Raw genomic sequence first — 24803 nt, 5'->3', positions numbered from 1 at the left:
GCCTTGGCAAGGGGGGAATTTCTACTCTTCCTTGCCGCCGCTGAATTCCGCCCCGATTTCTTCGGGCAGGGCGGGCCGCCCGGCCACGGAATAGCCGTCGCCAAACCATTTCGATAAATCGCGGTCGCGGCAGCGGCTGGAACAGAACGGCGCGTATTCTTCGCTGCGGGCCCGTTTGCAGATCGGGCAAGGGCGGGATCTAGTCGTCATGCGGGACGATCTGGGCAGTGGCCGCTTCGATCGCAAGCCCCGGGTCGATCGCAATGCGCACCGGGCGCGCGGTGCGCCGCTCGAGTTCGGCGATCCATTCGGGCCCGAGCCGTGGCCTCAACGCGGGATGAACGGTCAACAATGTCGCGCCGGGCCCTTCGACCATTTCGGCGCGGCGTAGCGCCATTCGGGCTGCCATACCTATGCGCGAGGTCGCGAAACGATGCAGCAGCGAAGGGCCGTGGAGCCGGGCAACAATCTGAACGAGGCCGAAGCCGTTCATTGCCGTGCGTTCATGGGAAAAACCCGACAACGCCTCTTCGAGCGCCGAATCCACCGCCTTGCGGTCGGATTTCGTCTGGAGGGTTGGAAAATCGATCCCGATCGAGCCGCCGAGATCGAAGAGCGTGAGCCAGCGTGCGATTTGCGGAACTGCGGCGAGGGACAGTTCGCGCGGAGGCAGGTCGCCATCGATATCGATCAGCGTCATGGCCGGCGTCACCGCAAAGAGTAGCGAGCCGCCAGCGAACTCGACCTCGCCGGAGGATGCAGCATGCCAGATGTCTTCCCAGACCCCCGCGGGGAAGCGACGGACCGACCTGGCGTTGGCCAACGGATCAGATGGTGTAACAGCAATCGTCGAAACCGGCCGGGCGGCTGGGAGCTTGAAGCGTCCGCGTTCCGTCATCGCGCCGCGCGTTATGGCGAAAAGATAGTTTGCGCCCTCGCTCGCATCGCGCGGAAGTTTATCCACCAGAACCTCGCGGCCGGAGGGGTGTTGCGCGGTTCCTCGTGCGCCTGTCTTGCGCAGCAGCTTGCCTTCGAATTCATCGCCCGCCTGGATTTCACCCGGCCAGTGGAGGCCGGCGGCGAGAGGTGTTTCACCATCAAGCAGCAGGGCCCGGCGTTCGCCGATACCCTCTTCGACCTGCCATTCAGGCAATGTCGAACCCAGCGGCGCGCAGCAATGTGCGCGTTTCATAAAGAGGCAGGCCAACCACACCCGAATGGCTGCCCTGAATACGGCTGATCAGCCCTTCCGCGATGCCCTGAATGGCATAGCCACCTGCCTTGCCTTCCCATTCGCCGCTGGCGAGATAGGCGTCGATTTCGGCGGACGAGAGGCGCTTGAACATTACCACCGTTTCGCTCAGCCGTTCACGGATGGCGCCGTCCGGTGCGCGAAGGGCGATGGCGGAAAGGACGCGGTGGCGACGACCCGACAGCAGTTCGAGGCATTTGCGGGCCGTGGCTTCGTCTTCGGCCTTGGGCAGGATGCGGCGGCCCGCGGCGACGACCGTGTCGCCGGCGAGTACGTGGCCGTCACCGGATGCGGCAGCCTGCGCCTTTTCGCGCGCCATGCGCTTTGCATAGTCGCGCGGCAATTCGCCCTTATGGGGCGTTTCATCGATGTCCGCGGGATTGATGGCAGCAGGCGTCAACCCGAGACGGGCGAGAAGCTCGCGCCTGCGGGGACTGGCCGATGCTAGAACGAGGGTGGGCTGGCCCACGTGCGCTTATTGGGGGCCGGGGCCGCCGCGACCGGGCATGAAGCGGTAAGTAATGCGCGCCTTCGTGAGATCGTAGGGCGTCAGTTCACAAAGTACTTCGTCGCCGACGAGCACGCGGATACGGTTCTTGCGCATCTTGCCGGCGGTGTGGCCGAGCACTTCATGGCCGTTCTCGAGCTCGACGCGGAACATCGCATTGGGCAGCAGTTCCACCACCCTGCCGCGCATTTCGAGAAGTTCTTCTTTCGCCATGTAGTTCCTTGGACTGTGCCGTTGGTCGATTTGTGTCGCGCGCCCATAGCGGCAGTAGGGACAAAAGGGAAGACTCGGTCGTTAAGCGCGGCGCAAGGCTGGCGCGACATTTTGTTACCCGACATTTCTTGCCTGCCGGCTCCGCCTCGTCCAGCCATGCTGCCGGGGACGGAAGAGAATTGAGACAGGATCACAACGCTTTCCATGCACTATCTCCCCCGTATTTCCGCTCTTGCGCTGACCATTGCGCTTGCCACGCCGGCCTTCGCACAGGATGCCGATCCCGCACCTGCGACAAGCCAGGACGGATCGCAGGACGAACCGCTTCCCGAAGATGCCATCATCGTGACCGGCGAACGTGTGCGCGGGCAGGTGCAGACCGATGTCCCGCCGGTGGTCGAACTCGATGAGGCGGACATTGCCGCCTACGGTGCGGATTCGCTGGCTGACCTGATCGAGCAACTGGGACCCCAGACCGGATCGGCCAGCGGCCGCGGCAGCGGGCGTCCGGTCTTCCTGGTCAACGGACGGCGCGTTTCGAGCTTCCGCGAGTTCCGCCGCTATCCGCCCGAAGCGATCGTCAAGGTAGAGGTATTCCCGGAGGAGGTCGCCCTGCAATATGGCTATCCCGCCGATCAGCGCGTGGTCAATTTCATCCTGAAGGACAATTTCTCCAGCCGCGAGGTGGAGCTGGAATACGGGCAGCCGACGGCAGGAGGCCGGTCGAGCGGCGAGGCGGAGTATTCGCAGCTGACTATCAATGGCGGCGACCGTTTGTTGCTGGGGGCGGAATTCAACACGTCATCCATGCTGACGGAAGCCGAACGCGGGATTATCCAGACCGAAAACAGCGTGCCCACCGTGGCATCCGATCCGGATCCTGCCGCCTTTCGCAGCCTTGCCTCCGACAGCGAAGGGTTCGAGCTCGAGACAACCTGGAACACCAGTTTCGGCGAAGGCGCGCGGGCGCCGACTTTCTCGATCAACGGCAATCTGGAGCGCAGCGTCACCCGATCGCTTTCCGGGCTGGATACGGTGCTGCTGACCGATCCCGACGGTAATACCGAACTGCGCGCGATCGATGCCGATCCGATCACGCGCCGGACATCTTCGACCACCGCCTCATTGGGAAGTTCGTTGAACGCGCCCGTAGGCGACTGGAACCTTGCCCTGACGCTGGATGCAGCGCGCGGCTGGAGCACGTCGGAAATCGACCGCCGACGCGATACGAGTGGCCTGGTGGCAGCGGCCGCTGCGGGCGAGATCGACATCACGGGTGATCTGGGGGCCGTTCCCAGCGCTGGTTTCGATGAGGCGCGCAGCAAGACCTATACGATCGATACACTCGCGACGCTCACGGGGCAGCCGATCCTGCTGCCGAGCGGCGAGGTCAATGTGACCGCCAAGGTCGGGTACAAACTCAATGGAATCGACAGCACAGACACGCGTACGAACGGGCTGGAAACATCGCTCAACCGCCGCCGCGCGCTTGCCGGGGTCAATCTGGGTATACCGCTTGCCAGCGCGCGCGAGGATTTCCTCGGCGCGTTGGGCGAACTCAGTCTCGATCTGGGCGGTGGCATCGACGACCTTTCCGATTTCGGGACGCTGACCAACTGGAATGCCGGATTGAACTGGCGGCCGTCGGAAAGCCTGTCGCTGCAGGCGAGCTACACCGTGCGCGAGGCCGCACCGAGCCTGACCCAGCTTGGATCGCCGCAGATCGTCGACGTCAACGTCCCGGTGTTCGACTTTGTCACGGGCGACACGGTGCTGGCCAACGTCGTCACGGGTGGCAATCCGGATCTGCTTGCGGAGACACAGCGCGACATCAAACTGTCCGCATCCTACGACTTCGATCTGTTCGACAGGTCCAATTTCCGCGTCGAATATTTCCGCAACCGTTCGGACGACGTGACCGAAAGCTTCCCCGTCCTGACACCCGCCATCGAGGCGGCATTCCCTGATCGCGTGACGCGCGTGGATGGGCAGTTGGTGGAACTGGACCGGCGGCCGGTAACGTTTGCCGAACGTAATTCTTCGCGCATCCGCTACGGTTTCAACTTCTTCGGCAAAGTCGGCAAGCCCGCCCCCGAAAGCGAAGGAGGCGGCGGAAGGCGCGGAGGCTTCATGGCGCGCATGGGCGCTGCCGGAGGACAAGGATCGGCACCAGGACAGGGCGGAGCAGGGCAGGGCCGTGGCGGCTTCAACACCGAGCGCTTCACCGAAATTCGCGCGCAATTCTGCAAGGAAGGCGCAGAGCCCGATGTATCGCAATTGCCGGAACAGATGCAGCAGCGACTGCGCGGCGAAGACGGGCAGATCGATCCGGCCCGTGTCGCACAGATGCGCGAACGCTTCTGCAGCGCGGATGGTGCGCCCGATCCGCAGCGAATGGCCGCGATGCGCCAAGCTCTTTGCATAGGTTGGAACGCGGCCGATCCGTCCGCCTCCACCCCGGTCGATCTTGCCGCACTGCCCGAACGCATTCGCGAGCGCCTGACGGGCCCCGATGGCCAGATCGACGAAGCCCGGTTGAACGAGTTGCGCAGCCGGGTCTGCGCTTCGCCGCAAGCCGGAGAAGACGGAGCCGAAACACGTGCTGGCGGTTCGTCCGGAGCTGGTGAGGCGCGAGGAGGCGGCCGCCGTGGTGGCGGCGGAGGTCGTGGCGGTCGGGGCGGCGGTGACGGTCAAGGACGCTGGAACCTGTCGCTCTATCACACGATCGAGCTCGAAAATTCGGCGCTGATCGCGCTTGGCATTCCGGAACTCGATCTACTGAACGGGGACGCCCTGAGCGGATCGGGCATCAGCCGGCATAACTTTACCATGGAAGGCGGGCTGTTCCACAAGGGCATGGGTCTGCGCCTGTCGGGCAATTATGCCAGCGGCACCGATGTGGACACGCTGACGTTCCATGACCTTGCCACTTTCGACCTGCGCCTGTTCATGAATCTCGAGGAGCAGAAGTGGCTCACCGGTGAGACACCGGGCTTTTTCAAGGGAGCGCGCCTCTCGCTCCGGGTCGACAACATCTTCGATGCCCGGCAGCGTGTGACGGATGAGAACGGAATAGTCCCACTGGGCTATCAGCCTGACCTCGTCGATCCGTTGGGACGTGTGGTTTCGCTCGAACTGCGGAAGGTCTTCTGATTGCTGGCGGGTTGGCGCGGGCGAGCGTTTACAGTGCGTCGCCCGCCGCGACGCCGCTAGCCCAGGCCCATTGGAAATTATAACCGCCAAGCCAGCCGGTCACATCCACTGCCTCACCAATGGCGAACAGGCCAGGAAGGCGCTTCGCTTCCATTGTGCGGGAGGACAGTTCGGCAGTGGAGATACCGCCGACGGTGACCTCGGCCTTGGCAAAGCCTTCGGTCCCGTTCGGATGGAACGCCCAGCGTTTCAAACGCTCACCTGCGCTGCGTAAAGCCTTGTCGGGCACATTGCCGAGGTCGCCTTCGATCCCGATCTTGTCGGCCAGGATATCGGCCAGCCGTGCCGGGAGAGCTTCACGCAAGAGAGTCTTCAAGCCGACGCGCGGGCTGGTGCGCTTTGCATCCATCAGCCACTCAGCTGTCTGGTCGGGCAGGAAATCCACCAGCAGCGGATCGCCTGGTCGCCAGTACGAACTGGCCTGAAGGATCGCCGGACCAGACAAGCCGCGATGGGTGAATAACGCTGCTTCTGCAAAGGAGGCTTTGTTGGCAGTGGCCACAACGGGCGCGGACACGCCGGAAATGTCGCGAAACAGGACCTCTTCACCGCCGAGTGTCAACGGAACGAGCGCAGGGCGGGGCTCCACTAGCTTCAAGCCGAACTGGCGCGCCAATTCGTAGGCATAACTGGTGGCGCCCATTTTCGGGATAGATGGTCCGCCGGTCGCCATGACAAGAGCGGGCGCGGTTGATGTTTCAGCCGAAGTGGTGATCTTAAATAGGCCGTCGTGTTCGACCGACGCAATTTCCTCGCCGCAGCGGATTTCCACGTCGCCGCCACTCTCACGCGCACGTGCGCATTCCTCCAGCAGCATGGCAACGATCTGCTTTGCCGATCCATCGCAGAACAATTGGCCGAGCGTCTTTTCATGCCACGCGATGCCGTAGCTTTCTACAAGCGAGAGAAAGTCGCGCGAGGTGTAACGCGCCAGCGCCGATTTCGCGAAATGAGGATTGGCACTGAGGTAATTGGTTGGTCCGGCGCCGATATTGGTGAAGTTGCATCGACCGCCGCCCGATATCAGGATTTTCTTACCCGGTTTTTCAGCCCGTTCGAGCACCAAGACGCGCTTGCCCCGTTGGCCGGCACGCGCCGCGCACATCAATCCGGCGGCCCCCGCGCCGAGAATTATCGCGTCGAAACTGGCCATGTCAGCGCGGGGCGAGCGGTTCAGTCGGTCGTTCCTGCCGCGCGACAAAATAGAGCAGCGTTCCCGCCACGACCAAACCGCCGAAAACCTGCCAGCTCTGTGCATCGGCATGGGTGCCGACCCAAAGTGTGCTCAACACCGTGAGGATCGACACAAAGCCATGTACCGGATCGATCCTTCCTTCGCGATGTTCGATCACCGGCAGAGCGAAGGCTGCGATGAGGTAGGTGAGGAGGCGGGTCAGCGTGCCCGCCAAAGCCAGCACCAGGAAACCTTCCCACAGCCCGAAGGCGATGCTCGCGGCGCCATAGAACAGGATCGAGTTGACCGGAGTATCAAGCCTTGGCGACACGGCCATAAACCAGCGTGGCAGCATGCCCCGCTCGGCCATGCCGAATGTCATCCTCGGAAGGCTGATGCCCCCTGCGAAATTATTCGCTCCAATGCTGAAGGCTGCTGCAATCACTATGGCGATCGCGCCTGCCGGACCCATTGCCGCATCGGCTGCCAATGCCAACGGGTTTTCGGAATCCGCAGCCACGCCGGGATCGATGGCGATATAGGCCCAGATGACCAGCATGTAGAGCAGCGTGACCGCCCCCAGCATCGCGACCAGCGCCAGCGGTACGTCGCGCTTGGGGTTCTTCATTTCGCCTGCGGGCAGCACGACATATTCGAAGCCGATGAAAGCGTAATATGTAAGCAGAACCACGCTTTCGGCATCGGTGAATTCAGGCAGAACCAGCCCCGCACGCGGATCGCTGGCGAATAGCCCGGCAACGATCAAGGCCAACAGGGGCAGAAGCTTCACGGCTGTGAGGGCGCTCAGCGTGGCAACCGAACTTCTCAGGCTGAAGAGGTTCACGATGGTAATGAAGCCAATGAAGCCTGCAACCAGCAGCGGGCGCAGTACCGGTCCGTCAAGCACCGGAAAGAGCGTGGCGAGATAGGAGACCATGACATGCGTGTTTGCCGCCACGGTAACGATGGCGCTGGCATAACGCGCCCAGCCCGCCTGAAAACCGACGAACCGTCCGAACGCCGCTTCGCCATAGAGTATGGGACCACCCGAATGTTCGAACCGCGCCGACAGCCAGGCAAAGGTAAGAGTGAGAGGAAGGAACAGCAGGCCCCCCAGCAGTATCATCCAGGGCGCGAAGTCGCCCACAGCCAAGAACAGTGTGGCGGGCAGGGCGAAGATGCCCGCACCGATCATGCCGTTCACCGGCAATAGTGAAGCGCCGAACAGCCCCATGGTCCGCGGCGGTGCGAGTGGTTTCCCGTCCATCGCGCGGTGGATGGCCGCAAACGCTGCTTTGCACAAGCACTCGCCTCGCACTATCTGCACCGCCATGTCGCGTACGAAAGCCGGTTCTCCACACGATCCGAGAGGCAAGGAGCGTTTTCACGAGGAAAGCGCGACCAAGGTCGTGGCCAGCGCGCAGCCCGATCTCGAAGCCGGTATCACGGTAATCCGCGATACGGTGAAAACACTGAAGCCCCGGCCCGGCGTCTACCGCATGCTCGATACACGAGGGGATGTGCTCTATGTCGGGAAAGCGCGCAGCCTGAAGGCACGCGTGGCGAATTACACGCAGGTAAAGGGGCTGTCCAATCGCATCCAGCGTATGATCAGCCAGTGCCGCGCGATGGAAATCGTCACCACCAATTCCGAAGCAGAAGCGCTGCTGCTCGAAGCCCAGTTGATCAAGCGTTATCGTCCGCCATTCAATGTGCTGCTGCGCGACGACAAGAGCTTCCCCTTCATCCTGCTGCGCGCCGATCATGCCTATCCGCGGATCATGAAGCATCGCGGTGCGCGCAAGGCCAAGGGCAACTATTACGGCCCCTTCGCCAGTGCCGGTTCCGTCAACAAGACGCTGAACGCGCTGCAGAAGCTGTTCCTGCTCCGCAGCTGCACCGACAGCTTTTTTAACAATCGCGACCGGCCTTGCCTGCTCTACCAGATCAAGCGCTGTTCGGCCCCCTGTGTCGGCCGCATCGACGAAGCGGGCTACGCCAGCCTCGTGCGCGAAGCGAAGGATTTCCTTGGCGGCAAATCGGGCGCCGTTCAGTCGCAGATCGAGAAACAGATGGCGAAGGCGGCTGAAGATCTGGATTTCGAGACCGCGGCCATCCTGCGCGACCGTTTGCGTGCAGCAACCTTCATCCAGGGTAGCCAGGCCATCAATGCGCAGGGGGTAGGCGACGCGGATGTCTTCGCACTCGCAGCCAAGGGCGGACAAGTAGGCGTGCAGGCTTTCTTCATTCGTGGTGGGCAGAACTGGGGGCACCGTACGTTCTATCCGTGTAATATCGGCGATCTCGACATGGACGAGGTGTTGTCCGATGTGCTGCTGCAATTTTACGAGGAAGTGCCTCCTCCGCGTACGATACTGGTCGATCGCGAACTTGCCGAACAGGAACTCGTTGCAGAAGCGCTGGCTGAAAAGGCGGGACATTCGGTGGCGATCTCGATCCCGCAGCGTGGCACGCGCCGGAAGTTGATGAGCCAGGCACAGCGCAATGCCGTGGAGGCATTGGACCGACGGCTGGCCGAAAGCGGTACGAAGGCAAAGGTTCTGCGCGAACTGGCCGAATTCCTTGAACTGGATGACGTCCCGCAGCGTATCGAGGTTTATGACAACAGCCATATCCAGGGCACGAAGGCGGTTGGCGCGATGGTCGTGGCAAGTGTGGAAGGGTTCGAAAAGGGCCAGTACCGCAAGTTCAATATCAAGAGCGCGCAGACCAATGACGACTTCGGCATGATGCGCGAAGTGATGAGCCGCCGCTTCCGCAACCTCGCTGAAAATCCGGATGGCGAGGAGGGGAAGGCGAATAGCCACGAAACCGTATGGCCCGATCTCGTACTGATCGACGGAGGCAAGGGCCAGATGTCATCGGTGCGCGACACTCTGGCGGAGATGGGGATCGAGAATGTGCCCCTGATCGCGATTGCCAAGGGCCCGCATCACGGGCGGGAGGGGCGCGAGGTGTTCCACTTCCCGGATGGGCGGGAAAAGACGCTGCCGGTGAATTCACCGCTGCTGTTCTATCTACAGACCCTGCGCGATGAGGTCCACCGCTACGCCATCGGTGCCCACCGCGCAAAGCGCAGCCGCGCGATCACCGCATCACCGCTGGACGAGATCCCCGGCATCGGCCCCTCGCGCAAGCGCGCGCTTTTGCTGCACTTCGGTACGGCGGGAAAAGTAAGAGCGGCCGCGCTAGACGACCTCAAACGCGCGCCCGGTATCAGCGAAGGCGTGGCGCAGCAAATCTACGATTTCTACCACGCGGGCGGGTGAGGTGTGGAGGGGCTGCTAACGACCCCATTGCGGACTATCGGCGTCTATCGCTAGCCTACCGCTCTCTAGGGGATTTTATGGAAGCGATTTGGAAGCTTTGTATTGCGTTGGTTCGGGTCGTCCTGACGACCAGTTGCGAACATAGCTATAATCGTTCGGTAGGTGATGAAGCCTGTGATGTTACCGGTAAAGCTTTTCATTATGTTGATGCGGCTGGCACTGTCATCACAATACTCGATGAAGATGATGGATATACCGTATCTGGGCCAGGCATTCACTCGGCGGATGTTGATCACCTCTTCTTCCACGCAACTAGGAGTGGAGTAGATGTCTTCGTTCGGAATTACGGCGCCATCAACGCTCGCCTGCTTCAAGGGAAAGAATGGACAGGCAATGGGCTGGATTGCAGGGCGTCGCGCGACCAAACTACGTCGTCATCCGAAGTGTCCTGCGTCAATATCTTTGGCGACATAAACGGTTATCACTACCGACCGGGAGTGGGAGTGGATGAGATTTTCACGATAATAAATGGCCATAAATTTGCCGCCAAGCTAAGCGGCCCCGAAGGTTTATTCTTAAATTGCGCATTTTAGCCCCCGATTGGGCTCGTCGTCATGTCCGCATTCCCCCCCGATTGTGACGTTCCAGTCGCCTGTGGAGTGAGCGAGAAGCGGACCTCCCGCTTACGACCCTAATGCGGACGTTGAACCTCTATGGCGCTTCTATTAATCGCGCCTCAATTGCAGCGGCACGAATGGCTTCATGTTTCACACTGATGACCGACGATCGAGCGAACACGTTGTAGTGATCGCCACCGAAGACTTGTAGGCACAAATCGTTCTCATCGATGATGATGTCATACTCGCTTTGGGCATTTGGACCCGATTGCGGGGTCCCGTAATCGTCATGGGTCTTGCCGGGTGGCGGATAGGCGCGCACTACATAAATCGTGTAACGATACGCCCCATCTTCGGATTTTTCGATAGGCTGGCTGCTCGAACGATCCCAGAAGCCTCCACCCCCGTTATCAAACTCCCCGAATGAGATAAGCTTGTGATCATCGACTAGCGGGCAATAGTCTGATGCGACTCCAATCCAATAGGTCGGATACCCAACCGGAAGTTGGTGTGCGGAAGCAAGTTCAAGCTTTAGGTAACCGCCACCGTCAAATCCATCTCCCAGCCCGGGCATCTCTCGAACAAAACCGATCCGTTCAACTTCGAATTCGCCAAGGTCATGAGTGTAACCTGCTTCCGCGAGCATAGGCTGCATTTGTTCGCACCCACTTGCGAGCAGGCCGGCAGTGAGACAGGCGACGAGTAGTTTCACTACCGGTCGATACAACAACTGATGTCCGCTTCCCACCCTAGTTCTTGACGCTTAGGTGAAGCATCGCAGGTGCCAGAAGCCGACAGGTAGTTAGCGACCCGTTGCGGACATTGCTGCAAGCGGATAAGAATTCGTCATGAAAACGAGCGAAGAACCAAGTTGGGTCATTGCTAAGCGGACGAGTGATATTGCATTTCGGAATGCGGCTGTGGGCGTTTGGCTTGCTTGCTTTCCCGTTGCTTTAATTATGATGATTGTTTCCCCACTTGAGTACGGCGCTCGAATGTGGGCGGCAGCAGCCATGTTTTTCTTTACGGTTTTCGCCTGCTTGCTCTTGCGTCGTAAGACAGCCAAGAGGTCGTTTATTCGCACATTCAGCACGACCTGCTCGGGGCTTAGTTTTATTGCGGGAATTTCAGCATTCTCCGCAGGTGTGATGAGTGTTGGTTAAACCGAAAGGCAGCTTTCCACCCCCCATTCGGACATAACTTTACGCCCGAACCTGATCCCGGTTTGGGTTTTCCCTCGTCCATCCCACGCACGCAATCAGACACGAAAAACCCTTTCCTACACACCGCCAACTGTGCCTTACCCTCCCGAATGAAGCACTATCTTCCACCCGATCGCCACTCCCGCGCGCGCAGCATTCCCATCCCGCCCTTTCATGCCGTGCCTCTGCGCCTTCGCGCGGCTGGGTGGACACCGCTGCGCCAGGCGGAGTTTATCGGGCATCTGGCGGCCACGCGTTCGGTAGCCCGGGCAGCGCGGGAAGTGTCGATGGCGCGCGAGACAGCCTATCGTTTGCGAGACAAGCCCGGCGCGCAAGGCTTCGCGGCCGCGTGGGACCTTGCGCTAACGCGGCTTGGCAGCGAGGCCAGCAGGGCGCGGTTGCTGGTGGCCTTGGCAGCCGCGCGTGAGGCGCTTAAACCTTCATGGAAGGTCACAACTGCGCAACTCACCTGGCGGGTTGAAACCGGTATATGGCAAGTCCGCCTGTGTGCCGGGCGCTATGACAGCGTCCGCCGTAAAGCCGACAATCCTGCACTTTTTGCACTGCTCGCTCGCACCGGGCGGGGCGCAATGGGGGAGATGGTATGATGGAAAGTCACGGCTTTGCGCGCGGCGGTTCGTGTCAACCGCGCAGGTCCGTGTTTTCGGCCCACCAGGTTATCAGCGCACGTCCCTCACGGCAGCGCTTTCCTCCCTTACCGATTTGAATTCGGAGCCGTCCTTCCACTCAGGCCATTGACTGTTGTTCGCCAATTCGGCGCCCATGTCGCGGAACAGGGCGATGTCCTCCACCGCTCCTGCAAGGTTCCAGTCTTCGCTCCAAGCGTCGCAGGCGGCGTGGTAGCAATCACCGGTGTAGGCATCGACCCACGCCTGACCGGAGTCTGTACCGCCTTCGACCAGATCGGAAGCGCCCGCGATGCCCATCATCAGCATTACCGGCACGCCGCGCTTGGCAAGGCTGAAATGGTCGGCTCGATAGAACAGGCCACGTTCGGGTAGGCTTTCCTCGCTTACCGTACGCCCCTGGGCCTGCGCAAAGCGGGCAAGATCGTCTTCCAGCGTACTTTGCCCTTTACCGACCAGGATCACATCCTTCGACAGGCCCGCGGTTTGCAATATGTCCAGGTCGAAATTGGCGACGGTCTTGTCCAGCGAATATATCGGATTGGCGGCATAGTATTCGGATCCGAGCAACCCGCGCTCTTCCGCAGTCCAGAAGGCGAAGATCACGCTGCGTTTGGGCGCGGGGCCACTCTTGAATGCGCGGGCGATTTCAAACAGCCCGGCAACGCCCAGCGCATCGTCATTCGCGCCTGCGCGATAGATGCGGCCCTGTTCGTCTGGTTCACCTTCACCATAGGCGTCCCAGTGAGCGCCGTAGATTATGCTCTCGTCCGGTTTCGATGTGCCGGAGATCTTCGCCAGTACATTCTGGCTCTGAACTACATCGCTCTTTACGGGGAACGATGCGGAAAACGTCGTATCAAGATCGACAGGTTTGAAATCCCTGCGCCGCGCAGCGATGCTCAGTTCGGCCAGATCCTGCCCGGCAGAAGCGAACAGCGTTTCGGCGGTTTCTCCTGAGATCCAGCCCTGCAGCACGAGGCTGGTGATATCATCCTCGGGGCGGACGACATCGTAATTCTCGCCCCCAGGGCTCTCCACGACATTCCAGCCATAACCAGCACCCGGTGTTTCGTGGACGATCAGCGCGCCGATCGCCCCCTGCCGCGCAGCCTCTTCGAATTTGTAGGTCCAGCGGCCGTAATAGGTCATCGTGCGGCCCCCGAATGTGCCCGCGACTTCTTCACCATCCTGGGCATGGAAATCCGGATCGTTCACCAGGAACACGGCGACTTTTCCCTTGAGGTCGACACCCTTGAAATCGTCCCAACCTCGTTCTGGCGCATCGACACCGTAGCCGACAAAAACCAGCGGGGCGTTGTCGATAGCGGCCGTATCGGACGGCTGCAGGGTCGACACGTAAATATCTTTCGGGAAGTTCAGATTTTTGGTCGTGCCGCCATGTTTGAACGACAGGGTCCCCGGGGTGCCGAGTCGAGTGTGAAGCAATGGCACCTTCTGGGTCCACGTACCGTCTTCGCCGCCCGGTTCCAGTCCCAGTCCCTGCAAACGCCCGATGAGGTAACCGATGGTCCGTTCTTCGCCGACCGTTCCAGGCGCTCGTCCCTCAAACTGGTCGGAAGCCATGGTGCGCACGGTTTCTTCCAGCTTGTCCGGATCGATGCCCGCCGGCTCTCCTTCCGGCTGCTGCGCGATCGCAGAAGTGGTGAAGAACAGGGCAGTCGTTATGGCGAGGCTGCGTAGGATCATTGAACGCTCCGGCTAGGGCAAAGCATTACCCTAGCCGGTGTGTTCATAGGTGCAAGGTCAGCGGCCCACTTCAGGGCTTGGGCGGTTTACCCTTCCCCTTGAAGGGCTTGCCCTTCTTGAAGGGTTTGCCGCCGGCAGGTTTGTTATCGCCGGGTTTTCCCCTGAAGCCGCCGCCGGGTTTGCCCTCGCCAGACTTGCCCCGGAAACCGCCACCGGATTTGCTGTCGCTTGTCTTGCCGCGGAACCCGCTGCCCTCCGGCTTCCCATTGCCGGACTTCCCTCTGACGCCGCCGCCGCCGGGCTTCCTGTTCAGCGGGCGAGCGTGGACTTTGCCACCGCCACCATGCTTGCGGTTCTCGCGCGCTTCGACACGCGGGCCTTCCGGTGCTTCGACAATGGCAATGGCGTCCTGTTCGTCATCGGGGCTAGCTGTGCGCTGCACAGCATCCGCGAACTTGGCAGCAATGGGACGGGGCACCTGAAACCAGGTTTCATGCTGGCCAATGCGGATCGCACCGATTTCATTGCGCGTGATGTGACCGCGGCGACAGATCAGCGGTAGGATCCAGCGTGGCTCGGCATTCTGGCGTCGTCCGATGTCCATGCGGAACCACACGACATCTTCGAAGCCGGGACGGTGACGTTCGGCCTTGGCCTTTTCACGCGCTTCGGGCGTGTTGGCGAGCAGTTCTTCCGGCTCGGGCATTTCCGCCCTGTGCGCCTGCACCAGTGCAGCGGCGATATCTTCCGGGGTCATGCGGGTCATGATGTCGGCAGCGAGTTCGCGATCGTACTCTTCGATTTCGCGTGGTGCCGTGAGGTTCTCGATCAGACGGGTACGGTCTTTTTTCCGGATGGCTTCCGGAGTCGGCGCATCGATCCATTCGGCTTCGATCTGCGCGCCGCGCAGCATGCCTTCCACCCGGCGGCGGCGGTTGTGGGGAACCACAATGGCGGCGATACCCTTTTTACCCGCACGTCCTGTGCGACCGGAACGGTGCTGCAGCGTTTCCGCGTCGCGCGGTATCTCGACATGGATGACCAGGCTCAAGGTCGGAAGATCGATACCGCGAGCCGCAACGTCGGTGGCCACACACACGCGTGCGCGGCGGTCTCGCAGCGCCTGAAGGGCCTGATTGCGTTCGCTCTGCGAATGCTCACCAGAAAGCGCGACCACGCCGAAGCCACGGTTCTGCAAGGTCGCGTGAAGGCGGCGGACGCTTTCGCGAGTGGCGCAAAAGCAGATTGCCGTCTCAGCCTCGTGAAAACGCAGCAGGTTGACGACCGCGTTTTCGATTTCCGACGGCCCGACAGCAACGCCCTGATAGGCGATATCGCCATGTCCACGCGTTTCGCCGACCAGCGAAAGTCTCAAGGCGTTGCGCTGATAGCGTTCGGCCAGCCGTTCGATCGGGCGGGGCATGGTGGCGGAGAAGAGAAGCGTGCGGCGTGTCTCGGGTGTCGCGTCGAGGATTTCCTCGAGATCTTCGCGAAAACCCATGTCCAGCATTTCGTCCGCTTCGTCGAGTACCACGCCGATAAGGCCCGACAGGTCCAATGCGCCGCGCTCGATATGGTCGCGCAGGCGCCCCGGGGTGCCGACGACGATGGCCGGTCCGCCACGCAGGTTGCGCCGTTCCTTGCTCGCATCCATCCCGCCGACACAGGTTGCGATGCGCAGGCTTGCACCTGCAAAAAGCCACCCGAGTTCACGGCTGACCTGCAGCGCCAATTCGCGCGTTGGAGCCACTACGAGCACGAGGGGGGTCTCGCTCAATGGCGAGCCGCCGAGGTCGCTCAGCAACTGGTCGGCAAGTGCCAGACCGAAGGCAACCGTCTTCCCGCTGCCGGTCTGAGCGGAAACGATCAGGTCGCGACCATGCGATTCGGCTTCGGTCACGGCCTTCTGAACGGGGGTGAGCGCCTCGTAGCCACGAGCGGTCAAAGCCTCGCCGATCACCGGCGGGAGGTGGGAAAACGACATTGAATTCTTTCTTTTGGGCGCGGGGCTCGGCAGGGGGTGCCGGCTCGTCGCGGAGCGGGCACGGCCCGCAATCGCGTGCGCCCTACACGCAAATTGCGCGTTTGGCCCGCATTATTTGCACTGACGGTCGGTCGAGCGCTCGCAAGGCCCGGCATTGTGACAAATGAAAGGCAAAAATAGCGCATTTGTCGTCAAACCGCCTCCGTGCGGCAATCAACCGGTCAAACACCGAAGCTAGGCGGCCCTCAACTTACTCGGAGGGCAACCATGAAAATCAGACATTCCCTATTCGCCGGCGCTGCAATCGCAGCCCTGTCACTTCCCGTTCTTGCTCATGCTGGCGAGGTCGCCGGGACGGTTTCGGATACCAGCAATACCATTGCGCTGCGCAGTGCGCAGGTCCGCATTGTGGAACTCGACCGAGTGACAGCCACATCGCGAGACGGCTCCTTCCTGTTTGCCGATGTTCCGGCTGGCGATTACACACTGGAAATTACGTATGTCGGTGCGGAAACCGCCACCCGGTCGATCAGCGTCCCCGCTACTGGCACAGTGCGCGAGGATGTTGCGCTCGCAGGTTTCGGGGATGATGAAATCCTGGTTGTTGGTCAGGCTGCCAACTTGTCCAGCGCGCTTTCGCGCAAGAAGGAAGCGGACGGCATTTCCGATGTGTTGACACGAGATGCGATCGGCCAGTTCCCCGACCAGAACGTCGCCGAAAGCTTGCGCCGCCTGCCCGGCGTGAACGTGCTGAACGATCAGGGGGAGGGGCGCTTCGTATCGGTGCGCGGCCTCGATCCGGAGCTCGTATCGACCTCGCTCAACGGGGTCCGTTTGCCTTCACCCGAAAGCGATGTGCGCTCGGTCGCGCTCGACGTTATCTCCAGCGACATCATCGAATCGATCGAAGTTAAGAAATCGCTCACTCCCGACATGGATGCCGACACAATCGGTGCGTCGGTCGAAATCCAGACAACCAGCGCTTTCGATCGCAAGAAGGACTTGCTGATCGTCAAGCTCGAAGGGAGTTATAACGATTACGCCGACGCACTCACGCCGAAAGCAAGCCTCGATTTCGCCACGCTTCTTAGCGACAATTTCGGCGTGTCCGGTGGCGTTTCCTATTATCGACGTAAGTTTGAGACCGACAATATCGAAGCCGACGACTGGATCGACGAGGGCGGCATCGTTCCTCTCGAACTGCAGTATCGCGATTATGACGTGGAACGCGAACGGATCAGCGGCACCTTGGGTTTCGATTTTCGCGCCAGCGATACCACCGACCTTTACGTTAAGGGAACGTGGAGCCAATTCGACGATCAGGAATATCGCCGCCGGCTGACGTTCGACATGGGCGACTTCGAAGATTACGGACCGACCAGCTTCGCCAACGGCATCGCAACGTTCAACGATGCGACCATTCAAGATCCGGAAAGCGACGATCCTGCCGACACGGTGCGCCAGCGGATCGGCGTAGAACGCGATATCAAGGACCGTTTCGAACGCCAGCGGATCTGGTCTGTCGTTGCAGGCGGAAAAACCGATACGGGAACCTGGTTTGCTGACTACTCTGCCAGCTATGCCCGCGCTTCCGAACGGGAGAATGGCAGCGTCGACCCGGCAGAATTCCGCCAGCGCTTCTCGGACGACGGCCTCGAAATCGGCTTCGATCTGACGGATCCGCGCGTTCCGCTCTACACCGTCAATTCCGATCCGGACAGCTTCTACGATCCGGCGGCTTACGAACTGACCGATATCGAATACACCGCGCTTTCGGACGCGAGTGACGAGGAATGGGCGGGACGCGTTGACTTCGGGCGCCGGTTCATCACGGACGGGGGTGAATTCACGGTTCAGGCCGGTGCCAAGGGCCGCTGGCGGGACAAGCGTTACAATTCCAACATCGAATTTTACGAGAACGACAGTTTCACGCTGGACCAGGCCCTGGGCTCTGCCACCTATCGCCTGATTTCCCTCGAACCGATGGCGAGCAACACCGGCGCCAGCGATTTCTTCCGCGCAAACCGTGACGATTTCGAATTTGTTGCACTCGATAGTGCCTTCGATTCAGCGGTGTCTGACTATTCGGTCGGCGAAGACATCATGGCTGGTTATCTTCTTGGCCGGTGGGACAGTTCCACACTGCGGGTCATCGGCGGTCTGCGTTATGAACACACCAGCAACGACATTCGCGGCAATCTCGTCACTCTCGTCGAGGAAGGGGGCACTTTGCCTGATGGAGGCGAAGCCGCCGACGATACCGTGCTCGTCGAACCCACCACGATCGACAAGAACTATGGCAACTGGCTGCCCAGCCTGAATGTCCGCTTCGAGCCGACCCGCAACGTGGTTCTGCGCTTGGCCGGATACCGCAGTCTCGTGCGCCCAAAATTGTCGCGCCTTGCGCCTCGTTTCGCTGTCGAACAGAATGATGACGACGAGCGCGAAGGCGAGTTCGGCAACCCCGACCTTCTGCCGTACAAGGCGTGGAATTTCGATGCCTCGGCCGAATACTACATGAGCAGCACGGGTGCGATCACGGCCGGCATCTTCTACAAATCCATCAAGGATTACATCGTGGATGCCAATTTCGAAGGTGACGATCCGCCGTTCAACGGTGTCTACCGCGGGATTGAATTCGACGAAGCGGTCATTCCTCTGAATGGCGATACGGCCGAGGTGTTCGGCGTGGAAATCGGCGTTTCGCAGGCGTTCACCTTCCTGCCCGAACCGTTCGACGGGTTCGTCGTCAGCGGAAACTACACTTATACCGATGCAACGGGCACGGTGTTCACCGATGGCGACATTGCCGATCCTCGCAAGATCACGCTCCCCGCGACATCGAAGCATACGGCCAACCTATCGCTCGGTTACGACAAGGGGCCGGTCGATATCCGCCTGTCGGGAACCTACCGCGACAAGTACCTCGACGAACTGGCTGGGACGGCCGAATACGATCGCTTTGTCGACGACCACTTCCAGCTCGACCTGTCGGCCAAATTTCGCGTCACCGATGGCATTCAGATCTTCTATGAATGGGTGAACATCAACAACGCGAAATATTTTGCTTACAACACGCTCGGCAACCAGCGTAACCTGTTCCAGTACGAGGAATACAACTGGACCATGAAGGGCGGCGTGAGGGTGACTTTCTGATGCGCAGCACACTTCCCATCCTCGCCAGCATCAGCCTTGCCGCATGTGCGACTACCCCAATGCCCGGCGATCCAGCCGTCCCGGTCTATGCCGTTGCAGAAACCGTGCCGGTAGCGACGGCGAATGAAGACGCTGCCGATGATCCTGCGATCTGGCGCAACGCCGCATCGCCGAGCGACAGCCTGATCGTCGCGACCGACAAGAAGGGCGGGCTCTACGTCTATGGCCTCGACGGCGAGGTGAAGAGCTTCAGCGAACACCCTGCGCTGAACAATGTCGATCTCGTCGACATGGGCGATATGGGCGTGATCGTCTTTGCCAGTGACCGGAGTGATCCCGTAAATGCCGGCATCATGCTTTATCGGCTCGATACGGCGAATAGCACACTGACGAAGCTAGGTCGCGTCGCCACCGGTCCGGGCGAGGCTTACGGTATCTGCGGTACACGTCGCGGCAACACCCTTTTCGTCTACACTGCCCCCAAAAGCGGGCGGATCGGGGAATGGGAAATCGCGCTCGACGCGGCGCCTGCCGCACGCGAACTGCGCACCATGCAGGTGCGCACCCAACCCGAAGGCTGCGTTGTCGATCATCGCAACGGTACGCTCTACATCGGTGAGGAGGACGTCGGCATCTGGCGCTTCCGGTCCGATGCAACGACGGGTGAGCTGGTCGCCGAGGTGGACGGGCGCAAGCTTGTCGCCGATGTCGAAGGATTGGCGCTCGTTCCTGAGGGCACCGATGGCGGCTGGCTCTACGCGTCCAGCCAGGGCGACAACACCTATATGCGTTATGCTTTGCCCGACATGACACCTGCAGGGCGGTTTCGCATCGCAAAAGGTGCTTTCGGCAGTGCCGAGGAAACCGACGGGATCGAAGCGATGGCAGGCGATTTCGGACCGGCATTTCCCGGCGGACTGTTCATCGCCCAGGACGGCATGAACGAAGGGAAGGCGCAGAATTTCAAACTGGTCCCGCTGGCTGAGATCGAGAAGGCGCTCGCGACCGAGTAAATACCTCGCGGACATGGTTTTCGCTGACGGAACCTTACCTTGACATCGATGCTCCGGTGGCGGACACATCGGTGTCAGGGGGTAGATGAGACGAATGTCGGCTGCGCGCGAGGAATTGACGGGGGCGATGGCCGGCATTGCTGGCGGAGATCGTAGGGCGCTCAAAACCGTCTACCGCCTGACATCGGCCAAGCTTTTCGGCACAATCGCGAGGATCGTTCCAGACCGCGAACGAGCCGAAGATGTCCTTCAGGATGTCTATGTCAAAGTCTGGCGGCGTGCCGCGCGTTTCGACAGCCGCAAGGGGAGCCCGATTACCTGGCTATGCACGATCGCACGGAATACCGCGCTCGACGAACTGCGCCGTGACGGTCGAATCGTCGAGCGGGCGGAAGCGACGTTGCCCGAAGTCGAGGACACCGATGTCCTTCCCGCCGACGAATGGTTGTGTGCGATGGAAGAGAGCGAGGCTTTGGCGCGCTGTTTGAAAAGGCTGTCGGGTGATCAGCGCCGTTCCATCAGGCTCGCGTTCTTCGATGGCTATTCATATTCCGAGCTTGCTCTCAAAATCGACGTTCCGCTCGGCACATTGAAAAGCTGGATCAGGCGCGGCCTTGCCGGTTTGAAGGGCTGCCTTGGTGGCTGATGAGGAAGTAATTCAGTCGGACGACCCGTTCCTGACCGCGGGCGAACTCGCTCTGGGTGTACTCGAGGGCAGTGACCTGGCGGCCGCTCGCCGGTTGCAGCTTTCGGACGTGACGTTCGCGGGGGCGGTTGAATGGTGGGAGGCCCGGCTCGGCGCGATGAGTGAAGGAGCGCAGAGCGCTCTGCCCTCCGATGCTGTATGGCAGGGTATTGTTGCACGGATCGACGCAATTGATGCCCAGCGAGACATGCCGGCCGCAGCAGCGATGGCCCCTGTGCACGGGCGGGGCCCTGCGGGATGGAGCATTGCTGCTGCGCTCGTTGGCGTGAGCGCGGCCGCAGCGGCCTTGGTTCTGTTCCTGTCCACTCCCGCGACATCACCGGTTGCACCACCGGAAATTGCCGCAGTTGCGGGTGATCAACTTGTTGCCCAACTGACAGATGCGGAAGCCAATCGCAGTCTTGCGAGCCGCATCGATCCCGAAAGTGGGCAGCTAAGGCTCGCAATCGCCGGTCTGGAAGCGGAGCCGGGCAAGACCCCCGAATTATGGGTCATTCCTGCAGGCGGTGCCCCGATATCTTTGGGCGCAATTCCCCAGCAGGGCAATTTCGCTCGTGACCTGTCGGTCGAGGAAAGCTCGTTGCTGGCGGCGGGAGCAACGCTGGCCGTCACTTTCGAAGACGACACGGGCGAACGGCATGAAACGCCTACCATGCCGATCCTGCTGGCAGGTCCGCTGGCGGAAGTCTGAGCCAAATCTCAAAATAATTCTCTGATACTATTCAGGGCGTTGAGATAGATATTCTTATTTTTCTGCCCGCGAGTGCATCCGATCGGGCTGCACGCAAGTAGCTGTTGGCGTCATCTCGATCGGGATGGCAGCCGAGACCCGTAGGTCTTCGTGCAGAACAAGGTGGAATAACCGCCAGCTGTGGGAGAGGATGGCCCGCGTCGATCGGCTTTCTGGTCCGTTAAAGGAAAGAGAAAGCATCATGATCAAGACTTTCGAAAATCGCATCGCAGCCGCGCTTCTGGCCGGTACTGCAGGCCTGGCATTTGCCACGCCTGCGCTTGCAGATGGAACCCCGGAATGTAACGCCGCCAATACAAATTCTACCGAGTGCGGCGTAGATTCGGTTGCGACAGGTAACGGCGGCGTTGCCGTCGGAACGGGTGCCGTAGCCGATGGTACCGATGCAGTGGCGATCGGCAGTGACGATGCCGGAGCCGCCCCTGCTACTGCGACCGGTCCGTCAACCACCGCGGTCGGCGGAGAGTCGGTCGCTACCGGCCCTGGCGCAAGCGCTTATGGCTGGCAGTCGATGGCCACCGGTGAACGTGCAACGGCGCTGGGCCATCTTGCGACGGCGCAAGGGGTTCGTTCTGTCGCGGTGGGCGAGAATGCCGATGCACAGACAGACAATGCGACAGCGATCGGCAATGAATCGATCGCCAATGGCATCGATGCACTGGCTGTTGGTGACACGGCGATGGCAATGGGCAATTCGACCAGTGCAATTGGCGGCGAAAGCGTCGCAACCGGGCCGGGTGCGTCGGCCTTCGGCTGGCAAGCACTCGCGACCGCTGAACGCGCAACTGCTGTCGGACACCTGGCAACCGCACAGGGTGTTCGCTCCGTCGCGATCGGTGAGAACGCCGATGCCCAGACGGACAATGCAACGGCGATTGGCAATGAATCGATCGCCAACGGTATCGACGCACTGGCTGTTGGCGATACGGCAATGGCCATGGGCAATTCGACCAGTGCGGTCGGTGGTGAAAGCGTCGCGACCGGACCTGGCGCGTCTGCCTTTGGCTGGCAAGCGCAAGCCAATGCAGAGCGTTCTACCGCCTTGGGCCATCTGGCAACGTCGGATGGCTTCGCGTCGGTCGCAGTAGGTGAAGCTGCCGCTGCGCAGGGTCGTGGCGGCATAGCTATCGGCGGCAACACCGACGGTGGCGCATTCGGTGCCCTCGCAACCGATGACGCTGGCATCGCACTCGGCGGCGACGCCGAAGCTCGCGGCGTAGGCGCTATTTCCATCGGCAGCGATGGCGACGGTGATGGCGATGGCTCGGTAGCTGACGGTGTGGATGCACTTGCTCTTGGTGCAGACGCGACCGCCATGGGCAATTCGACCTCGGCTATCGGCGGTGAAAGCGTTGCCACCGGGCCGGGCGCGTCCGCTTTTGGCTGGCAGTCCTCTGCCGGTGCAGAGCGAGCCACTGCGCTCGGTCACCTCGCCACTGCGCAGGGCGTTCGCTCTGTCGCGATAGGCGAAAACGCCGATGCACAGACTGACTTCAGCACCGCGATCGGCAATGAAGCGATCGCTAATGGAGTGGATGCTCTGGCAATTGGCGATACGGCGATGGCGATGGGCAATTCGACCACCGCAGTCGGCGGCGAAAGCGTTGCGACAGGTCCGGGCGCGACAGCTTATGGTTGGCAGTCATCGGCTGGAGCGGAACGTGCCACGGCGCTCGGCCACCTTTCAAATGCCTCCGGTGTTCGCTCGGTCGCAGTAGGTGAAGCTGCCGCTGCGGCTGGCGATGGATCGATTGCCGTAGGTAATCTGGCCAGTGCAACGGGCGCGAATTCGGTCGCCATCGGTAATGGCGCTAGCGCGACCAACGATGGACAGGTCGTGGTCGCTTCGCTCGACACAAGCACAGGATCGCAAGTCGGACCCATTGCTGTGGTAACAGCCGATGCCAACGGAACGCTGGGCGTCAGTTCGTCAGCAGGGCTGAGTAATCTTGCCAGCTTCACCGACGTGCAGGCAAACAGCGTGGCGATCGCCGGCAACTCCGCCGCTATCATGGATCTGCAGGGCCAAACCGGTCTCCTGTTCGACCTTGCTGCCGAAAACAGCGTGCAGGCCCGCCGTGCAAACGAAGGCGTGGCAATGGCGCTGGCCATGGAATCGCCAATCATCATGCCGGGTAAGCGCTTCGGCGTAGCGGGCGGCTTCGGGTATTATAACGACCGTGTCGCAGGTTCGGCTTCGGTTGGCCTCCGCGTAAGCGACAGCACCGTGTTTACCGGTGGCCTTGGGGTCGGCTTCGACTCCGGTGAGGTGGGCGCACGCGCCGGGTTCCAGGCTTCCTGGTAATCCATCTGCCAGCTTCCTGAAGGACCAGGAAGGAAGGGCGGGGTGCCTTGCATCCCGCCCTTTTTTGCGTCTGCATCCGCTGGGCCGAGCTATTCGCCCGTCTTTACCCGTTTCCGCATCATCCCTTCCTGAGCGACACTAGCGACGAGTTCCCCCGCGCGGTTAAAGATGCGTCCGCGGTTGAAACCCCTCCCGCCACCGCTCCATGGGGCATCGGTGGCGTAGAGCAGCCATTCGTCGGCGCGAGCGGGGCGATGGAACCAGATCGCATGATCCAGGCTGGCACCGACGAGTTCGCCCCGCATCCAGCTGAGCCCGTGGGGTAGGGCGCTAGTCCCCAACAAGGTATAATCGCTGGCGTAGGCGATAATCGCACGATGCAGTGCAGGGTTCTCAAGGATCGAAGGTAGATCGGAGACGGTACGGAACCAGGTATGCGCTCGGGGCGCGCGCGGTTCGCTGTTCATCCAGTGCAACTGATCGACCGTGCGCATGTCGATAGGTCGAGGGCGCAGGACGAGAGCGCGTTGCTGTTCGCCCATTCGGTCTCCGGCACGCTCGACCATGGCGCGGCGCATTTCCTGATCGCTCTTGAGTTCTTCGGGCGCTGTCACGTCCGGCATGGCCACATCGTCATGCGACAGGCCGTCCTCCGGTCGCTGGAAACTCGCGGTGAGGTTCAGAATGGCCCGCTGCTCGCCAGTATCATCTGCCTGACTGGCAACGACGCGCCGATTGGCAAAACTGCGTCCATCGAAGTCGCGCGCGGTACGATAGGCGATATCCACGCCCTCCTTCCCACCACGAAGGAAGTAGGCGTGCAGCGAATGTGCTTCCAGCCCATCGGGCGCGGTCGCTTGCGCGGCTTGCAGGGCTTGGGCAATGACCTGACCGCCGAATACGCGCCCGACCCCGCCAGCTTGCTGCGGGGCGGTAAAGGCGTCTTCGCCGTCGCGGGACACAGTCAGCAGACTGACGAGCTCTGCGACCAATTGTTCAGGGGACTGTTTTTCGCTCACGCCAATGGCTTTGCGGAGGGTTTACGTATCCGTCAAGCGCCCG

20 protein-coding genes are annotated in these 24803 nt (G+C 61.1%); 10 read left to right on the top strand and 10 right to left on the bottom strand.

The annotated features are described in order from the left end of the window. Positions 1-21: 21 nt before the first annotated feature. The 4 genes from K3177_RS07505 to infA are packed head-to-tail and all read right to left on the bottom strand — an operon-like array spanning position 22 to position 1973. Positions 22-210 carry a DNA gyrase inhibitor YacG gene (locus K3177_RS07505; RefSeq protein WP_221597755.1) on the bottom strand — a complete coding sequence of 63 codons (189 nt, stop codon included), beginning with the start codon at positions 208-210 and terminating at the stop codon, positions 22-24. Continuing rightward, positions 200-1192: a ribonuclease E/G gene (locus K3177_RS07500; RefSeq protein ID WP_345725372.1), complete on the bottom strand. Its 993-nt coding sequence runs from the start codon at positions 1190-1192 to the stop codon at positions 200-202. The genes K3177_RS07505 and K3177_RS07500 overlap by 11 nt, the downstream gene beginning before the upstream one ends. After that, positions 1146-1721 carry a Maf family protein gene (locus K3177_RS07495; protein WP_196846561.1) on the bottom strand — a complete coding sequence of 192 codons (576 nt, stop codon included), beginning with the start codon at positions 1719-1721 and terminating at the stop codon, positions 1146-1148. Before K3177_RS07495 ends, K3177_RS07500 begins: the two co-directional genes overlap by 47 nt. A gap of 6 nt (positions 1722-1727) precedes the next feature. After that, on the bottom strand, positions 1728-1973 hold the full coding sequence (gene infA / locus K3177_RS07490; RefSeq protein ID WP_007163491.1) for a translation initiation factor IF-1: 246 nt from the start codon (positions 1971-1973) through the stop codon (positions 1728-1730). A gap of 204 nt (positions 1974-2177) precedes the next feature. On the opposite strand from infA, the gene K3177_RS07485 reads away from it, so the two are divergent. Then, positions 2178-5126: a TonB-dependent receptor plug domain-containing protein gene (locus K3177_RS07485; protein ID WP_221597754.1), complete on the top strand. Its 2949-nt coding sequence runs from the start codon at positions 2178-2180 to the stop codon at positions 5124-5126. A 28-nt stretch (positions 5127-5154) separates the two neighbouring features. Here K3177_RS07485 and K3177_RS07480 read toward each other — a convergent pair whose 3' ends face one another. Further along, positions 5155-6339, bottom strand: a complete 1185-nt coding sequence (locus K3177_RS07480; protein WP_221597753.1) for a BaiN/RdsA family NAD(P)/FAD-dependent oxidoreductase — start codon at positions 6337-6339, stop codon at positions 5155-5157. 1 nt (position 6340) lies between these two features. Continuing rightward, positions 6341-7627, bottom strand: a complete 1287-nt coding sequence (locus K3177_RS07475) for an APC family permease (RefSeq protein WP_221597752.1) — start codon at positions 7625-7627, stop codon at positions 6341-6343. Positions 7628-7691: 64 nt separating this feature from the next. Here K3177_RS07475 and uvrC point away from each other — a divergent pair, with 64 nt between their 5' ends. Together uvrC and K3177_RS07465 are read left to right on the top strand one after the other, a co-directional pair. Then, positions 7692-9650: an excinuclease ABC subunit UvrC gene (uvrC, locus tag K3177_RS07470; protein WP_221597751.1), complete on the top strand. Its 1959-nt coding sequence runs from the start codon at positions 7692-7694 to the stop codon at positions 9648-9650. A gap of 77 nt (positions 9651-9727) precedes the next feature. Continuing rightward, entirely contained in the window at positions 9728-10243 is a 516-nt protein-coding gene (locus tag K3177_RS07465; RefSeq protein WP_221597750.1) for a hypothetical protein, read from the top strand. A 118-nt stretch (positions 10244-10361) separates the two neighbouring features. On the opposite strand, the gene K3177_RS07460 is transcribed toward K3177_RS07465, so the two are convergent. After that, positions 10362-10979 carry a hypothetical protein gene (locus tag K3177_RS07460; protein WP_221597749.1) on the bottom strand — a complete coding sequence of 206 codons (618 nt, stop codon included), beginning with the start codon at positions 10977-10979 and terminating at the stop codon, positions 10362-10364. A gap of 136 nt (positions 10980-11115) precedes the next feature. On the opposite strand from K3177_RS07460, the gene K3177_RS07455 reads away from it, so the two are divergent. Further along, positions 11116-11430, top strand: coding sequence for a hypothetical protein (locus tag K3177_RS07455; protein ID WP_103024879.1), 315 nt, complete (start codon positions 11116-11118; stop codon positions 11428-11430). Positions 11431-11579: 149 nt separating this feature from the next. After that, positions 11580-12077, top strand: a complete 498-nt coding sequence (locus K3177_RS07450; RefSeq protein ID WP_221597748.1) for a hypothetical protein — start codon at positions 11580-11582, stop codon at positions 12075-12077. Between the two features lie 72 nt (positions 12078-12149). On the opposite strand, the gene K3177_RS07445 is transcribed toward K3177_RS07450, so the two are convergent. Next, complete coding sequence (locus K3177_RS07445) at positions 12150-13826, bottom strand: M28 family metallopeptidase (RefSeq protein WP_221597747.1); 1677 nt, start codon at positions 13824-13826, stop codon at positions 12150-12152. A gap of 70 nt (positions 13827-13896) precedes the next feature. Further along, on the bottom strand, positions 13897-15810 hold the full coding sequence (locus K3177_RS07440) for a DEAD/DEAH box helicase (RefSeq protein ID WP_221597746.1): 1914 nt from the start codon (positions 15808-15810) through the stop codon (positions 13897-13899). 267 nt (positions 15811-16077) lie between these two features. Here K3177_RS07440 and K3177_RS07435 point away from each other — a divergent pair, with 267 nt between their 5' ends. The 5 genes from K3177_RS07435 to K3177_RS07415 all read left to right on the top strand — a co-directional run bounded on the left by K3177_RS07435 (position 16078) and on the right by K3177_RS07415 (position 23741). Continuing rightward, a complete protein-coding gene (locus K3177_RS07435; protein WP_221597745.1) occupies positions 16078-18966 on the top strand; it encodes a TonB-dependent receptor in 2889 nt (962 codons plus the stop codon). Beyond that, the gene (locus tag K3177_RS07430; protein ID WP_221597744.1) at positions 18966-19979 is read left to right on the top strand and encodes a phytase; all 1014 of its coding nucleotides are present in this window, start codon (positions 18966-18968) and stop codon (positions 19977-19979) included. Before K3177_RS07435 ends, K3177_RS07430 begins: the two co-directional genes overlap by 1 nt. Positions 19980-20064: 85 nt before the next feature. Then, on the top strand, positions 20065-20625 hold the full coding sequence (locus K3177_RS07425; protein WP_221597743.1) for a sigma-70 family RNA polymerase sigma factor: 561 nt from the start codon (positions 20065-20067) through the stop codon (positions 20623-20625). Then, positions 20618-21376 (top strand): anti-sigma factor, encoded by a 759-nt coding sequence (locus tag K3177_RS07420; RefSeq protein ID WP_221597742.1) that lies wholly within the window; start codon positions 20618-20620, stop codon positions 21374-21376. The genes K3177_RS07425 and K3177_RS07420 overlap by 8 nt, the downstream gene beginning before the upstream one ends. A 241-nt stretch (positions 21377-21617) precedes the next feature. Then, on the top strand, positions 21618-23741 hold the full coding sequence (locus K3177_RS07415) for a hypothetical protein (protein WP_221597741.1): 2124 nt from the start codon (positions 21618-21620) through the stop codon (positions 23739-23741). Between the two features lie 89 nt (positions 23742-23830). On the opposite strand, the gene K3177_RS07410 is transcribed toward K3177_RS07415, so the two are convergent. Then, entirely contained in the window at positions 23831-24760 is a 930-nt protein-coding gene (locus K3177_RS07410; protein WP_221597740.1) for an acyl-CoA thioesterase, read from the bottom strand. Positions 24761-24803: the final 43 nt, after the last annotated feature.

This window comes from Qipengyuania pacifica (assembly GCF_019711555.1).
Lineage (GTDB): Bacteria > Pseudomonadota > Alphaproteobacteria > Sphingomonadales > Sphingomonadaceae > Qipengyuania > Qipengyuania pacifica.
This window is presented reverse-complemented; position numbering and strand designations above follow the sequence as displayed.

What these genes read in the sequence shown, in the direction of transcription:
- K3177_RS07505 (WP_221597755.1), bottom strand. Translation starts at nt 210, where the DNA reads ATGACGACTAGATCCCGCCCTTGCCCGATCTGCAAACGGGCCCGCAGC.
- K3177_RS07435 (WP_221597745.1), top strand. Translation starts at nt 16,078, where the DNA reads ATGAAAATCAGACATTCCCTATTCGCCGGCGCTGCAATCGCAGCCCTG.
- K3177_RS07450 (WP_221597748.1), top strand. Translation starts at nt 11,580, where the DNA reads ATGAAGCACTATCTTCCACCCGATCGCCACTCCCGCGCGCGCAGCATT.
- uvrC (WP_221597751.1), top strand. Translation starts at nt 7,692, where the DNA reads ATGTCGCGTACGAAAGCCGGTTCTCCACACGATCCGAGAGGCAAGGAG.
- K3177_RS07465 (WP_221597750.1), top strand. Translation starts at nt 9,728, where the DNA reads ATGGAAGCGATTTGGAAGCTTTGTATTGCGTTGGTTCGGGTCGTCCTG.
- K3177_RS07445 (WP_221597747.1), bottom strand. Translation starts at nt 13,826, where the DNA reads ATGATCCTACGCAGCCTCGCCATAACGACTGCCCTGTTCTTCACCACT.
- K3177_RS07480 (WP_221597753.1), bottom strand. Translation starts at nt 6,339, where the DNA reads ATGGCCAGTTTCGACGCGATAATTCTCGGCGCGGGGGCCGCCGGATTG.
- K3177_RS07425 (WP_221597743.1), top strand. Translation starts at nt 20,065, where the DNA reads ATGAGACGAATGTCGGCTGCGCGCGAGGAATTGACGGGGGCGATGGCC.
- K3177_RS07500 (WP_345725372.1), bottom strand. Translation starts at nt 1,192, where the DNA reads ATGAAACGCGCACATTGCTGCGCGCCGCTGGGTTCGACATTGCCTGAA.
- K3177_RS07440 (WP_221597746.1), bottom strand. Translation starts at nt 15,810, where the DNA reads ATGTCGTTTTCCCACCTCCCGCCGGTGATCGGCGAGGCTTTGACCGCT.
- K3177_RS07455 (WP_103024879.1), top strand. Translation starts at nt 11,116, where the DNA reads ATGAAAACGAGCGAAGAACCAAGTTGGGTCATTGCTAAGCGGACGAGT.
- infA (WP_007163491.1), bottom strand. Translation starts at nt 1,973, where the DNA reads ATGGCGAAAGAAGAACTTCTCGAAATGCGCGGCAGGGTGGTGGAACTG.
- K3177_RS07415 (WP_221597741.1), top strand. Translation starts at nt 21,618, where the DNA reads ATGATCAAGACTTTCGAAAATCGCATCGCAGCCGCGCTTCTGGCCGGT.
- K3177_RS07475 (WP_221597752.1), bottom strand. Translation starts at nt 7,627, where the DNA reads ATGGACGGGAAACCACTCGCACCGCCGCGGACCATGGGGCTGTTCGGC.
- K3177_RS07430 (WP_221597744.1), top strand. Translation starts at nt 18,966, where the DNA reads ATGCGCAGCACACTTCCCATCCTCGCCAGCATCAGCCTTGCCGCATGT.
- K3177_RS07485 (WP_221597754.1), top strand. Translation starts at nt 2,178, where the DNA reads ATGCACTATCTCCCCCGTATTTCCGCTCTTGCGCTGACCATTGCGCTT.